Origin of the sequence: Pedobacter sp. MR2016-24 (assembly GCF_026239655.1) — a bacterium.
Lineage (GTDB): Bacteria > Bacteroidota > Bacteroidia > Sphingobacteriales > Sphingobacteriaceae > Pedobacter.
Genome location: NZ_JAPIVO010000008.1, coordinates 136,029 through 152,758, shown reverse-complemented (window position 1 = coordinate 152,758; position 16,730 = coordinate 136,029). Strand labels below are relative to the sequence as shown.

Genomic DNA, 16,730 nt, shown 5'->3' with positions numbered 1-16,730 from the left:
ATGTTTAGTTTATAACAATTTTATTTTTACTACTGCTGTTTTTAGCCATGGTGCGGTAAACCGAACGGATAGTTCATCAGATGGCTGGCCATTGGTTTGTATATAAACGATCATTTTACCATGGAAAACGCGTTGTTTGTTATCGGTATAGTCGCCCATATCCGTATTATTCCCCGCATCCATCCCCAATAGCCTTGCATTTCCGACGATATCACAGGTGATCTCATCATCTGAAAGCTGTACAGGAATACCATCTTCATCCACCAGCTGTAGTTCTATCTGTGCCAGACCATTTTTTGCTTCTATCTGCAAGTGATCGCCCTGCACTATTTGAATAGCTTGCTGGCGTTTGCTGGATTGCAATTGGTGACGGATTGTCTCTCTCCCTTCCTTGTCCATTCCTATCACTTCTAATTTGCCCGCTGAATAGGGGATGTCCCAATAGGTGATACCATATTTCTGGTCGTAATTTTTCGTTGCGCCCACAACCTCTCCATTCAGTTCTAATCTCGCTTTTTCGGTATTGGTATAACAAACTACCCGGATTAATTGTCCGTTCTGATAATTCCAGACCGGCCAGGCATCCATTGAAGGTGCTTCGCTTTTTAGCTGACCCTGTTCTGATTCCAAAACAGACCAAACGTCTGTACCTGCCCCACCTGCTTTTAGCGGATAGCTACCCAGATAGGCCATCGGTTTTTCTGACCAAAGGGATTGACGGAAATAACCCCGCGGTTTTACAAAGCCGGCAAAATCGAGCAATCCTGAATAAAACCCCCGTGAAGGCCAGCGGCCGGATTCGCCCAGGTAATCTATTCCTGTCCAGAGAAACTGGCCAAAGATATGTTCATTATCTCTCACTGCCTTCCATGCATCGATGTCATGACGGTTTTCACTGCCAAAGATTACCCGCTTTGGATATTTTTTATGGTCTTGTATGTAGCGGCTTTCTGTATAATTATAACCGGCAATATCCAATGCTCCGGGATAGGCAGTTTCGTTAGACATGGCAACTCCGGCCAGACCAGCAGTTACAGGGCGACTCTTATCGTATTTTTTTACTACGGCAGCAAGGTTTTTAGCGATATCACCTAAACGCATCGCATCTGGCGCGTCTTTTTTATAACCGCCAAAAATTGGCTGGGTAAATCCACCTTCCCTGGCACCTGCGAGTATTGGATGGGAGTAAGGGTCGTTCGGATAATCTACCTCATTGCCGATGCTCCATGCAAATATGGAGAGGTGGTTACGGTCCCGTTTAACCATGTCGCCCAGATCTCTTTCTCCCCATTCCTTGAAAAAATCATAGGTTCCCTGAAATCCCGGAGTGCCAACGTTCCAGCCCTGAAGCCATTTTCGCTTAGGGTATTCCCATTCGTCAAAGGCTTCATTCATGACCAGCAGACCCAATTCATCGCAAAGCTCATACAAAGAAGAGGCCTGTGGATTATGACTGGTTCGGATGGCATTAATGCCCAGCGACTTCAAGGTCTGCAGGCGCCGGCGCCAAACTGCGGGATAAACTTCAGCACCGAGTACACCTGAATCATGGTGCAAACACACTCCCTTAATTTTCATCTGCTGACCATTCAGCGCGAAACCTTTATCGGGATCAAAAGTAAAGGTACGGAAGCCTGTTACCAGTGCAGACTGGTCTATGACTTTATTTTGCTGCGTAACCGTTGTGCGCAGCGTATAACGGGCAGGATTAGCTACACTCCACAACCCGGGATTGTTTAAATCCAGCTCTGATCTGATCTCATTCCTGTTACCCGTAGTAAGGGCGACTTTACTCATTTTTTTCGCTACTACTGTTCCCTTCTGATCCAGCAATTCATGGAGTACGGATACACTGGCATTTAATGGCGACTCATTGACAAGAGCGGTCTGGATATGTAATTTTCCTTTTTTACCTTTTACTTCCGGATAGGCATATACTCCCCATTGTTCAAGATGGACAGGGTTTGCCCGGACCAGCCATACGTCACGGTAGATTCCCGAACCGGTATACCAGCGGGAGTCGGCATCCTGACTATGGTCTACACGAACGGCGATATGATTTTCCTGTCCATATTTAAGGTAGCTACTGATGTCGTAACTAAATGAGATGTAGCCATTGGGCCGTTTACCTACGGACTGCCCGTTCACGAAAACTTCGCTGCGGTTATATACTCCCTCAAAATACAGATATAATTTCTTCCCCTGATCCTCTTTAGGAATGGTTAAATTCTTGTGGTACCAGCCTATGCCTCCCGGAAGGTATCCGGTAGCACTGGCAAAAGCAGGACTGTGAAGCTGTTTGACGGTCCAGTCGTGAGGCAGTTGTACATTACGCCAGGATCGGTCATTATCGTTAGCTGCTGTTTTTCCGTCAATTTCGCCTAAATGAAAACGCCAGTCGGCATTTATCTTTTCGGCTTTACCAAATCCCGGTTGTCCGAAAGTAGCTGCGGGGTTGAATAAATGAATAGCAAGGGCAAGGGCGGCATATTTAATCAATCGTATCATTCTATATTTATTTAATGCGTAGGTTTTACGGGTAAAATATTTCCTTTGTCGTCAAAATACATGCGATCTATACAGACTTCGCGGTTGAAGCCAGCGGCATCGCCCATGTCTATTCCATCCGGGTAATTAAACCTGTGGTAAACAATATACCATTCGTCTTTTCCGGGAATTTGCAGTACAGCATTATGACCTGTGCCATAGATACCCTTTGAGGGGTCTTTTTGCAGTACAAGGTTGTTTTCCTGAATTATTATCGGGCCCATGGCTGATTTGGACGTTCCATAACGTACGCGATAGTTCTCACTGCGTGTATCGTCTTCTGACCATAAGAAATAATAAGTTCCTTTCCGGTAAAATACATAACAGCCTTCTCTGAATGTTTTGTCGGTTTGAATGACTTTGATGGTATTCTTTTTCAGCGATACCATATCTTTATTCAGTTCGGCTACGGCAAGATAGCCATTTCCCCAATACAGGTAACTTTTGCCTGTATTGGGATCATTGAAGACGGCTGGATCAATTTCCTGTCCGCCTTTTACCCCTTCAGGTTTAAAATTAACCAGCGGTTTTCCGGAATCTGTGAATGGGCCTGTTGGCAGGTCTGCTACTGCAACCCCAATCTTTTGTGCCGCTGTAAAGTAATAGTAATACTTATAATCGCCCTTTATCTTTTTCTCCGTAATGGCAGGTGCCCATGCATTTCGGTCTGCCCAGCTTACATCTTTTTTCAGGTCAAGGATTACACCTTCATCGGTCCAGTTTTTAAGATCCGGAGAAGAGAAGGTTTTAAAGTAGTAACCTCCCCAGCCGTCGAAACCGTCACTGGTGGGATAGATGTAGTATTTCTTAGTTTTATTGGAATACAAAACATCCGGATCGGCATAAAAGCCATCCAGTACCGGGTTTGTTTTCAGCTTCAGTTCCATGCCTTGTGGTATGCCCCATTTGCTGGTCAGGGCTTTTAATTCTTTACGGGAGACTGGAATAATCGTTCCGTGGCGGGGATGAAAATCCATAGTCACATTCTGGTCTATTACCTTAAATTTATCCAGGTCATCACTTTCGCAAAACTGGTATTTCCCTTTGCTATACACATCGTACATCAGTATATACTTGTCAGACTGGTTGAGTTTAAATACGCCTGAACCTTCAACAGGATCTCTTGTCTGCTGTTTATATCCAGCTTGTTGAATCCATTTTCCGGAAGTCAGCGAGTCCGTGATGGCCAGTTTAATCCCATTTCCGTTACCTTCTGTTTTATAAAAAAGGTGAAACAGTCCATTTTTGTTAATGATATCTCCATCAATGCAGGATTTGCCGTTTTTAGGATGGAACAGCACTGCGGGCTCGGATTCAAAATCAGTAAAAGCTGTATTGACATAAGCATAGTAGATGATATCCGGGCCGGTACCGTGCTGCATAGACCAGTATACCATGTATTTCTGTACCGCAGGGTCGAATATCGTTTGCGGTGCCCAGACACGCTTCAGGTCGTCATGTCCCTTGAAACGTTGCTGTATATTGATTACTGTGTGTTTCCAGTTGACAAGATCATCAGATTTCATCAGGACCAGGGCACGATTGGAATCCCATCCGCTGGACGAAGTCATGTCTGTCAGTACCATATAAAACGACTGTCCATCTGCTCCGCGGAGGATGTGCGGATCCCGCACGCCACCTGTGGAGCTGATCACTTTTGAATCGATAACAGGTTGATTATGATTTAATGCGCGGTAATTGTAGCCATCAGTACTGATGGCAAAACAGACCGCTTCATCTTTTTGTGCATTTCCTTTAAAATAGGTGAATAAGTAACCTGCGAAATCCTTATCGGCTGGCCCGGATTTGTATTCCTGGCCAAATGCGGTTCCGATAAAGGCTAATTTTAAAATGGCAAGAAGGATCAGGCGCAGACATAGCAATTTGTTCATCATTAAGAATTGGCGTTTTGTTAAAATTTATACCATTAAAAATCATGTGCAGGTTCTTCAACCTGCACATTTCGTATAATTTAATTATTTTAAAGCTATTTTTTGTATTGCCGTATAGATATATTCACTTGAGGATGTTGATTTAACACCCAGTCTGGCAAACACATAATCCAAGTTTTTCAGGTTATCGGGAATATTACCCGCAATGGAGGTGGATTGCCCGAATACTAAAGTTCCCGTATTCCCGTCGACGCGAAGTTCACGTTGTACCTGGTCGGTCAAGATCGACTTTCCCAGGTAAAGGCGTACCAATTCGACATTTGCAGATGGAACGATCTTGTTGACTGCAAATTGAGCCGTAATCGTATTTCCGGATTTTTGAAAAGATTCGTTAGTGATGGTAAAGTAAGGTGTTACGGGGACATCGACAGTTGTATTCCCATTCACATTTACGATGATTGTATCTGCAGCCTGCTGTAACCATGGGGAGTCTCCCATACGTACAAGTTTATACCGGCCGTTGAATAAACTCGCTGAGAAGGTTCCATCCTGATTCAGATATACAGGGATCTTCGTTTTGAGGGCGTGACCATCCTGCCACAGTTCCAGCTGAGGACCGTTGTTACGTACGCCCAGGGCCTTTCCTTCATAAACCACTCTGCCAGACAGCGTGGTTTCGGGTGCCTCAAAATTATCATATTTACAACCTGCCATCAACAAGCTTGCAGTGGCAGTAAGTGTGATTAAAAAATTTAGTTTCATAGCATGAATTATTGGAATGGGTTTCTGACAATTTTTGGATTGTTGTTTAATACAGCCTGATCAATAGACGAATAGTAGTTGGCCAGTCTGAAGAATCGTGCCCTTCTGAAGCGGCTTGGTCTGATCCGTTCGTAGATAAATTTGCCATTGTCCGGATGCCCTGGTCTGGAGATCCGGTAGCCATACAATCCCATGACTACAGCGTTGGGATCATTTTCAGAACCATCCCATACCACATGCGCCAGTCGCCATCTCTTCAGGTCAAAGTAACGATGATCTTCGAAAGCCAGTTCTACACGACGCTCGTTACGGATGATGTCCATCGTCAGCGCACTGAGGCTATTCGCAGGAAAGCCTGCACGTTGGCGCAGTGAATTGATATATCCGAGTCCTTCTCCCTGGCCAAGTTCAAATGCGGCTTCCGCTGCGTTCAGATAAATTTCTCCCAGCCGGAACCATGGCCACCAGTTTGCTGCCGATGTTCCTCTCGTACTTGCCGCCGGTGCATCACTCACGAATTTTCGGATGTAAAATCCTGTATTACTGACGTCCGTGGCGTCGTTTTTAGGTCCGTCGAATCCGGTCCAGACCAGGCCGTCCGTATAATTTTTTCCTAATTCTGCCGAGGTGCTCAACTGATAACTTCCGTTATCCCAAACCGCTACACCTGCCTGTATTCTTACCAGATTATTTTTGAATGTTGTACCGGGATAGATGACAGTGCCATATAAACGCGCATCTTTATTGGCGAATATATCTGCGATTCCGGTATAGGCGATATAATTGCCCGCTGCATCTTTATTGCGCAGTGTTCCTTTGGTTCCATCCAGGTAGTCGAAACTTTCTACAAGACTGAGCGATGGGGAGATTGTAGAAGAAGACTCATTGTCTTCGGTCATACTTTTGATGATATTGTCATAAGCAAAACGGTGAACCTTAAGGCTGGTTGCAAAGTCTTTCGCAAAAATAACCTCGGACCCGGTTTTCTTATTCAGCATATCGTAGAAGTTAGTGCCTTTATCTGAATTTTCATTAAACAATGCATAAGGACCACGGATAATTTCTCTCGAGGCATTTAATGATTTGGTGTAATAGTCGTTTGCCATAGCTGCCGGAATGCCGACTTCACCGCCGGGGGTAGTAATAGGGGCCGCCATCAGGTTATTGTACTTTGCGATTGATGCAGCATAGAGCATGGCCCTGCTTTCCAGGGCAAGAGCAGTGTACCTGTTTGTTCTCGTTTTGCTGCTGTTATTTGGCACGAGGTCATCTTTGATAGCTTCCATTTCCTGGAATATAAAGTCGTAGACTTCATACTCTTTTGCACGTGGAACCTGTAATGGGGTAGGATCGCCGCTGAAATCGTATACCAATTGTTTTTCTACAATAGGTACACCACCCATACGTTTGACCATTTCGAAATAAACAAAAGCACGGATAAAGCGGAGTTCTGCTTTGAACAGGCGTTTTTGCAGTTCGGTCAGTTTAGTGCTCTGCGTTTCTAAATTTTCCAGCGAAAGATTGATATCGCGGATAAACCCGTAGTCCCAGTAACGTCCGTAATCATCACCAAACTGAAAATCATTTCTCCAGTTCTGATCCCGGTGCCCGGACCACATTGCATCATCGATTTCCGTCATTCCTCCGGTATTGAATACGCCATGCAGCGTTGGTAATCTGTTGTAATAGTTAGCCAGCAGGGAAGTCACTAATTTTGGATCATTCCACAATTGTTCATCCGTGATGGTTTGTTTTGAATCCCGTTCAAACCATTCATCATGCTTGCAGCTGTTCATGCTTAAACAGATCAGCAAAACAATAGCTATGTATATTTTTTTCATCATTATTTTTTTTAGGTGTTTGTTTAAAACGTCACATTGAAACCTACCATCAGCACTTTTTGCTGAGGATACGCGACGGCTGCTGCAGCTTCAATTTCAGGGTCAATCTGGAATTTCTTTACGTTGTCAAAAGAGATCAGATTCGATCCACTCACGTACATGCGGATTTTTTCTGCTTTAAGCTTTTCTGTGATCCGCTTTGGCAGACTATAAGCCAGTTCTAAATTCCTCACCCGAAGGTATCTCACATTGGTTAACCAGAAATCACTGTTCCTGCTATTGGGACCACTGTTCCCTTTTCGGATTGCGGGATAATAACCGGGAATCCACTCGCTGTTTACATCATATGGGTCTGCACGGTGCCATCTGTCTTCCAGCAGGTAAGCAGGTGAATTACCGTCCCCGTGAAAGGCATTTCTTAATTCATAATCCTGGTTCCATGACTGCATCGCCCCGCCCGCAAAGTCAATATTCAGATCTATGCCTTTCCAGTTCAAGCCGATGCGGCCGCCGAAGCTCATCATTGGTGCCCATCCTGTTGGATAACCAATAGGACGCTCATCCATTCCATTGATTACGCCATCACCATTCACATCTTTGTAAATGAAATCACCCGGTAATTGTGTTCTGTTATTGGAACCGTCGTTATTGATGCCGTAGTTACGGATTTCTTCTTCCGACTGGAAACGTCCAACTACCTGGTAACCCCACCAAATGCCGCCCCATCTGTTTTCTGCGGAATTTCTATATTCCTCCCATGAGTTGCCAAAACGCGGTTTATAAGATTCCAGACTTTTGAAGCGGGAGAAGGTTAGATTTCCGCTGACCACATAATTGAGTTCGCCGATCTTGCTGGAATAGGTGAGGATCCCTTCTGCACCATAGTAGCCGTTTTTGTTCAGGTTTTCATTGGGCAGTTCATATCCGATCTCACTTGGGAGTAATACATCGTATCGTTTAGCGGGAAAGCCTGTACGTATGATTTTGAATGCGTCAGCTGTTAAGGTCAGCTTGTTATCAAACATGGCCAGGTCGATACCAACGTTGTAATTTGTATTCTTTACCCAGGAAAGATTCCTGATAGGCAAAGGGCGCGGCTGAACGCCGGGATAATAAATTCCATCCAGGACTGCATCCCCCTGTCCGAAATTGTATCCCGCTAAATAACCGTGCATACTTACGCCTTCCTCCAATCCGGTTTGTCCGACAGAAGCCCGTAGTTTCATGTCATTGATCACACCTTTAAATGGTTTGAAAAAGGGCTCATCCGAAATACGCCAGCCTAAAGATGCACCCGGGAAAAATCCCCATCGCTTATCTTCAAAATATAAATAGGAACCATCATAGCGGCCCAGGATTTCTACCAGGTATTTACTTTTGAAGTTATAATTGATACGGCCAATATATCCGGCCCTGGCTTCGTATGACCATTCATCTGCAACACCATTCAGTTCTGCAAGCTTAACTAAGGGAATATAGTTATTGGAAGGATTAGCACCTAAGGCAGTGTAAGTTCTGTCCCAGTCCGACCGCTCATAACCCACCATTGCAGAAAGATTATGGTTGCCCAGCTGTTTGGTGTAATCTAACTGGAACTGTCCGAAACGGGATACGGCTTCACGGTCTGTCTTGTATCGCCAGCCTGCGTCGCTGCCGCCGCTACGTATGTAATTGTCGTTTTCATATCTGTACACATCATAGCTATATTGAAAACCATCAAACTTGTTGTTGGTATAATTATAGGATACGGTTCCCTTTGCTGATAGTCCGAATTTTGTTTTGTAAGAGGAGAAAAGATTTACGTTCCCGCTCAGGTATTTATTATCCTTATAACCTACAATATCTCTGCTGAACAATGCGGGGTTATAGGCCAAATCATTTGTCAGATTCGGATATGCCGGATTATTATTTGCATACGGTGTTACCGTTGGCCTGTTTCTGAATATGGCTAAAATGGAAGAGAAATAGCCATCCCCCCCTGGCAGACCAACATCTTTAGTCGTTTCCTGTCTGCCGGAAATCTGTGTGCCCACCGTCCAGCCCTCCAGGATGGTTGCTTCCATATTAGCCTGCAGGTTGGTGCGTTTATAAGAAAAGTCTTTGATCATGGCATCCTGATCCATCTGGCCGATGGAAAGGAAATAATTCGAGTTTTTTGCCCCGCCTGTTACATTTGCGTTCAGGTAACGCTGCGGAATATTTTTCCGGATCACCATGTCATAGTAATCGTTATTCTGATAACCCGGCTCAGTGCCTGCCTGCCATTTTGCAAGTTCTGCAGGGCTGTATGGAGGGGTATATAGTGTACCCGGATCCCGGATGACATTTTGATCAGCTTCGACCAGACCCCTGGTGTATTGTGCTGCAGTAGCCATAGTTGGGAAGCGCGTCAGATTTTGCCAGCCCTGGTAGCCATTGATGTTTATTTTTGTTGTCCCATCCCGTTTACCCTTTTTGGTAGTGATGAGCACAACGCCCTTGGCTGCCCTAAAACCGTAAACGGCTGCTGCAGCATCTTTCAGGATGGATATACTTTCGATATCTTCCAGGTTTAGTGCATTAAAAATGTCGGCGCCGGAAGCATTCTGGGTTCCCACCCAGTCCGTTCCGGTTTGGCCGCCATAAGCCACACCGTCTATCACAAACAGCGGATTACCCATGTTGCGGATTTCTATACTGGCTCCTCTACCTGGACGGGCATCTTTAGCCCTGACCGAAACACCCTGTACCTTTCCTGCCAGTGCACCTGCTGCGGTGGTAGAAGAGGTCCGCACAATATCTTCCGACTTGATATTACTTACCGCACCTGTAATATTGCGTTTGGATTGTGTACCATAACCTACAACCACTACTTCTTCCAGATCCTTGTTTTCACTTTCGAGGAAGATGTTAAAGGTGGTCTTCTGACTAATGTCAACACGCTGGTTTTTGTAACCAATATTAGTGATCAGCAGGGTTCCCTTTGTTGCAGTAATCTGGAAGCGCCCCTGTTCATCTGTTTGGGTAATTTCGGCCGGCATGCCCTCAACCAGAACAGTGACGCCTTTGAGCGGCTCACTTTTCTCGTTAAACACCTGCCCCGAAATCTTACGTTGAGCGTACAAATGTGTGGGTACTCCCCATATCATTACGCAGATAATAAGAAATTTCAGGATTTTCATTTTTATATTTGGTTTTGGTTAAATGAAGCTTTGGTATGCATTATTCATTTGTGTTCTGAGCAGCTTTGCCATCCATTAAACAGGGTGTCTCCCGGGAAGGAAGAGATCGGTTCAATACAAATAATTATACCTGGTTTCTGAACCAAACATAGCAGATTCTGCTATCGACAGACATATACGGATCCGTCAATTAACATTTAGTTTTTCGTCAAAATCGGTTTATTTCTTACTTAAAGCTTCTTTTTTTGATATTCGGAAGGTAATTGTCCAAATTCTTCCTTGAAGCACTGGCGGAAATAAATAGAACTATTTATGCCCACCATCAGCGATACTTCGGTGATATTATATTGCCCTGAGCGAAGCAGTTGCGCTGCTTTTTGAATTCTTACTTTACGTACAAGCTGGTTGATGTTTTTGCCGGTCAGTCCTTTGAGTTTTCTGTAAAGCGTGGACTGGCTCATGTTCATTTTATCCGCCAGCATCGCTGCATCCAATACTTCATCCTGGATACAATCTTCTACCAGGTTTACAAATTCCTGTACGAAGGCATTCTCTCTCCATAATTCTGTGTTCGTCGCAGCTTCCGGTGCTGCGGTTTGCTTGTTTTGAGAGGAGAGCTGTCCCAGTACTTCGGCATAAACAGACTTGCGTTTGAGCAACAGGTTTTCAATACGCCGGTAAAGCAGCTGGCGACTAACTGGTTTGGTCAGATAGGAGTCGACTCCTAATTCATAACCACGTTCTTTGTCTGGCTCACTGTCTTTAGCTGTGAGGAAGATCAATGGAATATGGCTTGTTTCCCGCTCCTGCTTTAATTCTTCCAGCATACGGAATCCATCCATATCAGGCATCATCACGTCACTCACGATCATGTCAGGAATACGGCTTTTGGCAAGCGCTAAACCCTCGTATCCGTTTTTCGCTTGTATAACCTCATATTTTGCAGTTAAAAGCGTTGTCAGGTATTCCCGGAGATCACTGTCATCTTCTACCAGTAACAATAACTGGCGCTGGTTATCTTCAGCAGTCAGCATCGTTGTTTCTGCATCCCCGAAAGCGCCGGTTCCTGTCACAGCTGTTACCACGGTATTTGTCAGCAAGCGCACACAAAATTTACTCCCTGTTCCGGGTTCACTTTTTACGGAAATTTTGCCATGATGAATAGCCGCCAGTTCTTTGACCAAAGCGAGGCCCACACCTGTGCCCTGTGCAGCAGAACGTGGCACCTGGTAAAATTTATCAAATATTTTATCCAGGTATTCTGCAGCAATACCACAGCCGGTATCTTTCACCTCAATCAGCGCAGAGGTACTCAGCTTATCCTGTTCGTAGGTTAAACGAACTTCCACACTACCTGCCGGTGTAAATTTACAGGCGTTGGACAATAAATTATCAAGGATCAGCTGTACAATCTCTGCATCGAATGTAGTTTTGATGTCCTCTTCCTCTATCATACAGGTAATGGTCAGTTCTTTCTTATTGTTAGCTTCTTTATATTTAAGGACAATATCCCGTACCAGTTCAGCTAGAAAACCTTCCCCTAATACCAGTGGTTTATGTTGAGACTCCACTTTACGGAACTCCAGTAACTGATTGACCAGTGAAAAAAGCCGGTTTGCATTTTTTTGGACAATATACACCCAATCTTTATGCTTAACAGACAGCCTTTCTTCATGAAGCAGGTCTTCTAAAGGACCAAGAATCAAGGTTAAGGGTGTTCGAAGCTCATGCGTAATATTGGTATAGAAATTCAACCGTTCCATATGTAGTTGTTCGTCCTGCTCCAGCTGAAGCTTTTTCATACGGAGTTCTGCTTCCGCATTTATTTTCTTGACGTAAAAGAAGAATACGGTGAATACAGTGGCGGCGACGAGTATGGTATACAGCAATATGGCATAGCTACTCTGGTAAAATGGGGGGGAGATGTTAACGAACAGGTGTTTATAGTCGCCCTGCCAGTTTTGGTTCTTTTGACGGGTACGTATCCGAAGCTCGTATTGTCCATAAGGAATATTCCGGAAATCCAGACTCTTTTCATTGCCAAGTGAAACCCAGTTATCGTCCAGTCCATGCAATTGATAGCTGAATTCTAACATGTCATTCAGGGCATAATCCATCACAGCCAGTTCCACCCGGAAGCTATTCTCTTCATGTTCCAGGTTTATTTCTTCAGCGGGACCTGGATATTTTTCAGACTGTGCATGTGTCTCTCCTGAATTAAATACCATGAAGCGGCTCACTCTTATAGGCGATCCCGGCAGGTTTAAAGGGATTTCTGTGGGCTCAAAATAGCAGACACCTGCCGGCATTCCAAAAAATAAACGTCCCTTTGTATCATAAGCTACACTATTGTTCGTAAAGCCACCTAAAGGCAAACCAAATGCCTGGTCATACTTCAGGAAACGTTTTTGTTCCGGAAGATAACGTAGTAAGCCTGACCTGGTGGAGCACCAGATGTTTCCATTACGGTCTTCCGCTACTGCATTTACAGTTAGCCATGCATCTGATGCCGGCGGAACGATACGTTCAAGATGCCCCATTTCCTTGTTTACACTCTGGAGTGCTAAACCTTCGTTGGTAGCTATCCAAATGTTATTTCTCCGGTCACGGAACAGGTGATTAATGGTATTACTGTTGATCCCTTGCTCTTTAGCAATTTTCCGAACCAGTTTCCGGTTATGGTCAAATACATAAAGGCCCTGTCCGTAGGTACCTACCCACATGTATCCGCGACTGTCTTCCACAAGTGTGCGGGGAGCATAGTCTCCCAGCATGGGTGTATTAATGATGAGTTTTTGAAATGTCTGTCCTTCCGGGTTGTGAATAAACAGGCCTTCTTCTGCCGCAAACCATATATTTCCCGCTCTATCTTCGATGATGGCTCTTACTGCCGACATTTTTTCACCGGCATTGACCTTATGCCAGCTTTTTGTTTTCGCATTATAAAAAGAGACACTGCCGTTCTGCAGGCCAAACCATTTGTTGTCATGGCTGTCTTCGAAGCCGGAAAGCAGGAAGTCATCGCCAATCCCGCTATTGTTTGTTGTGCTTTTAATTACTTTTCCATCAGGCTGAACCTGTAAGATGCCGTCCCCTGCGGTGGCCAGCCATATACTGTTACCTCTGTCTGGTAAAATACTTGTAACCGTTGCCAGCTTACCTGCACCAGGCATCATTTCAGTTGTTGGGAAAACAGAGAAAAATGGCTTTAGATGTCCGAAAAACCCTAGTCCGCCACCGTATACAGCCATCCACACATTACCAAAATTGTCCAGCTCAATATTTTGCACCGACGAGTTATTGCCCCTGTTTAAATAAAACGGAATGACCGTCCCGATCTGCTGTATATCTTTATCTGTACCATAAACAGGATGCAAGATGAACAGTTGTGATGATTCAGCACCTACCCATATCTCACCCTTGATTTCCTTGATGGCGTAAACAAAAGGTTCAACTCCATTTCTGGCCTTGTCCGCGAGGCTGATCTGCCTTATCCTCTTCGTAAATGGATTATAGATTGCCAGTCCTCTTCGTGTCCCGATCCAGATATTGTTTTTGCTATCGCAAAACAGGGCTTTCACTTCATTATCTGGTAATATGCCCTTCGTGTTTTGCGTATCCAGCACTTCAACTGTTTGATTTTTGGTATTGAAAATCGAGAGTCCTTTGCGGACGTGCCCTATATAAAGCAGTCCTTGTTTGTCCTCCGCCAGTGTCCAGACACTGTTTTCCGGTAAAGAGGGAATGTTTTCTCTGTTGAAATGCTCGAATTGCTGCTTTAATGGGTCAAAGCGCTGTACCCCCTGATGATACGTTGCCAGCCATAATTTGCCGCTTTTACCTTTGATAATATCAGTAATATCATTTGTTGCAATAGAATGTGCGTTATTCCGGTCGTGAAGATAATAGGAAAACCTGTTTGTTTTCATGTCCAATACATTCAGCCCGTTCGCCCGCGTACCTATGTAAAGCTGATCGTTGTCATAAAGAAGTGTGTTGATTTCATTGCTGTTGATGGAAAGTCCGTCTGCTTTTTCTGACTTAAAATACTGCTTAAATGAATTGCTCGCGAAGCGGTTCAGTCCCAGTTCTGTCGCAATCCATACAAAACCATTTTTATCATGAGCAACATCCAGTACCTGCTGACTTGATAGTCCTTCCTGCAGAGACAAATACCTTACTTTTTCCGGCTGCCCGAACAGCAATACGGAATGAAAAAAAAGTACCAGAAAAAGCGTTGCCCTCATTTTCATCTGTTTAATAACCTGTAAACTGTTCTACTTTTGGGTCTGTTTCCCAATAATGACAGCAGCTCCATTAGACAATAATTTCAGCTTTACCTGCTTGTTTTTTTGAAGACGTAATCTTGATATTTGCGGTTGTTGATCTTGATTATCCGAATATAACAGCAACTCTTCATCAGATAACATCGGCAGTGTAACCGTTATTATTTTTTCTTTTTGTTCTGCGTTAATGCCTGCGATATACCAGGTATTTCCATGGCGCCTTGCCAGCACACAATATTTACCAGGATAACCCTCAATAAATACGGTGTTGTCCCAGGTGGTAGGAATCTTTTTCATAAAATCTATCACATGAACCGGCATTTCATTTAGATTATTCGGCGTAATGCCAAAATTCTGGACAGGCGTTTGAAACAAGACGGCTGTAGCCAGTTGAAATGTTTCACTTGTTTTCCTGGTCGTTCCGCCACTGTTTTCCCGGCTATGACGTTTATTCAGCAATACCGGTCCGAAATCCATAGCACCTACAGCGTTACGAATAAAAGGGTGCAGACTCGCATTAAATGCTTCATTATCATTTGCCTGCTGTGTAAAAATCAGGTTTTCGGATGCCAGTACGGCTTCACTACCTGCAAAATTAGGATACATTCTTTCCCAGCCGCGCGGTAAGGTACAACCATGGAAAATAACGGTCAGCCCATAACTATTTGCATCCGATAATATGTCCTCATACAATTTCATCGTTTCCTGTTTGTCGCCACCAAAAAAGTCAACCTTGATCCCTTTTATACCGATGCGTTGCATCCAGGCCATTTCCTGCTTCCGGGCTACAGCTGTGTTCATTCCATTTTTTGGCCCTTGCGGTGCATCGTTCCAAAAGCCATTCGAATTGTACCAGAGACAGATGCCTACACCTTTTTCCTTGCCATATGCCACCAGTTGTTCTATTTTATCGTGACCTATTTTAGTATCCCACCAGTTATCAACCAATACAAATTCGTAACCCATGGTTGCAGAGAGATCCACAAACTTTTTCTGGTCGTCGAAGTTAATACTGCCGTCCTGCCATAACAACCAGCTCCATGTAGCGCGACCGAAAGTATATGCTTTGGAAGCCTTATACTGCGGCTCCACCACATCAAATGGAATAGTCGTTTCAACAATAGGCTTTAGGTTATTGCCTACAGTGATGGTACGCCAGGGTGTGCGTCCGGGCAAAGCTATAGTTGGATTTGCACGTCCCATCCCGTTGTTTTCACCATTTTCAGGGAATGCAATTTTGTACCTGCCATCCTTCGTTCCTTCGCTCAGCTTTGAACCACAATACAGGCCATTTACACCCGTTTCGGAAAGTAAGATCCACCCTTTATCGCCCACATGAAACAACGCGGGGAAGGTATAGCCAACGCCATATTTTGACGGGATACCCATTGCCTTATCTGGCGTATACTCTTCCTCATAGCTGGGTTTAGTTTTCATCCAGCCGATCATAGGAGTTGCCTGTGGCGTTAAAAAGGTTTTAGTAGTTGCAGGAAAGTTATAACCGCTTAACTCTTCTTCCACAATCAGGTTCGCGGTTTCACCCGTTTGAGGTACATTGTAGCGGAAAGCAATATTGTTGTTGCTGACACGAAAAACGACCTCCAGTTGGTTCTTGTTTCCATTTTCAAACTTGCAGACCAGTTCGTTGGCCTGATACTTTACCCTACTTGTTTTTATTTTAGGTTCTGAGTAGGTTTCATCGATCCGGCGTGTGCTTTTGTTTGTTAGCTGAAGGTTTGCAGATAAATCTGTCTGACTTCCGCGTAGTCCCAATGGGGATTTTTCCAGCATTTCGTTCCCCTGCAAAAACACACGGTAATAGAGTTTGCCCTGTTCTAATACTAGTTTAACTGTCAGCTTTTCATCCGGACTGGAAATACTGAGCTCCTGCGCCGCGCCTTTTGAAAAATAGAGTAAAAAAAATCCGAAAAGAATAACCCTGATAGCGTTCATAGGAAATGGCCGTTTAAATATTTGGTTTTTTGATGTTGGAAAAGGTAGATAATATTTTTTAAATGTCAATAGTACATTTAAAAAATATTGTTTGTTGAAACTGGAAATGTTGTAAAAGAGAATAGATTTTAATTGCAGGCAAGTGGCGCATTTCCAAGAGTCCGGTCCAACTGCTTATTCGATTTAATTTTGATGTATTACAGGTTATTTTTTTACTGCCCTTTACCATAGTTGTATCAAAAATATTGAGGATTTCTAATCGGATATTATTTTTTAACAAATAAATAT

General features: G+C 44.1%; 7 protein-coding genes. All 7 read right to left on the bottom strand.

Annotation, left to right across the window (positions count from 1 at the left end; genetic code table 11):
• Positions 1–9: 9 nt before the first annotated feature.
• The 7 genes from OQX62_RS21450 to OQX62_RS21420 all read right to left on the bottom strand — a co-directional run bounded on the left by OQX62_RS21450 (position 10) and on the right by OQX62_RS21420 (position 16,442).
• A complete protein-coding gene (locus OQX62_RS21450; protein WP_265833709.1) occupies positions 10–2,508 on the bottom strand; it encodes a sugar-binding domain-containing protein in 2,499 nt (832 codons plus the stop codon).
• Positions 2,509–2,519: 11 nt separating this feature from the next.
• Positions 2,520–4,442, bottom strand: coding sequence for a family 43 glycosylhydrolase (locus tag OQX62_RS21445; RefSeq protein ID WP_265833708.1), 1,923 nt, complete (start codon positions 4,440–4,442; stop codon positions 2,520–2,522).
• An 81-nt stretch (positions 4,443–4,523) separates the two neighbouring features.
• Entirely contained in the window at positions 4,524–5,201 is a 678-nt protein-coding gene (locus tag OQX62_RS21440; RefSeq protein ID WP_265833707.1) for a DUF3823 domain-containing protein, read from the bottom strand.
• An 8-nt stretch (positions 5,202–5,209) separates the two neighbouring features.
• Entirely contained in the window at positions 5,210–7,045 is a 1,836-nt protein-coding gene (locus tag OQX62_RS21435; protein WP_265833706.1) for a RagB/SusD family nutrient uptake outer membrane protein, read from the bottom strand.
• A 20-nt stretch (positions 7,046–7,065) separates the two neighbouring features.
• The gene (locus OQX62_RS21430; RefSeq protein WP_265833705.1) at positions 7,066–10,203 is read right to left on the bottom strand and encodes a SusC/RagA family TonB-linked outer membrane protein; all 3,138 of its coding nucleotides are present in this window, start codon (positions 10,201–10,203) and stop codon (positions 7,066–7,068) included.
• 230 nt (positions 10,204–10,433) lie between these two features.
• Complete coding sequence (locus OQX62_RS21425; protein WP_265833704.1) at positions 10,434–14,450, bottom strand: two-component regulator propeller domain-containing protein; 4,017 nt, start codon at positions 14,448–14,450, stop codon at positions 10,434–10,436.
• A 30-nt stretch (positions 14,451–14,480) separates the two neighbouring features.
• On the bottom strand, positions 14,481–16,442 hold the full coding sequence (locus OQX62_RS21420; RefSeq protein ID WP_265833703.1) for a glycoside hydrolase family 97 protein: 1,962 nt from the start codon (positions 16,440–16,442) through the stop codon (positions 14,481–14,483).
• Positions 16,443–16,730: the final 288 nt, after the last annotated feature.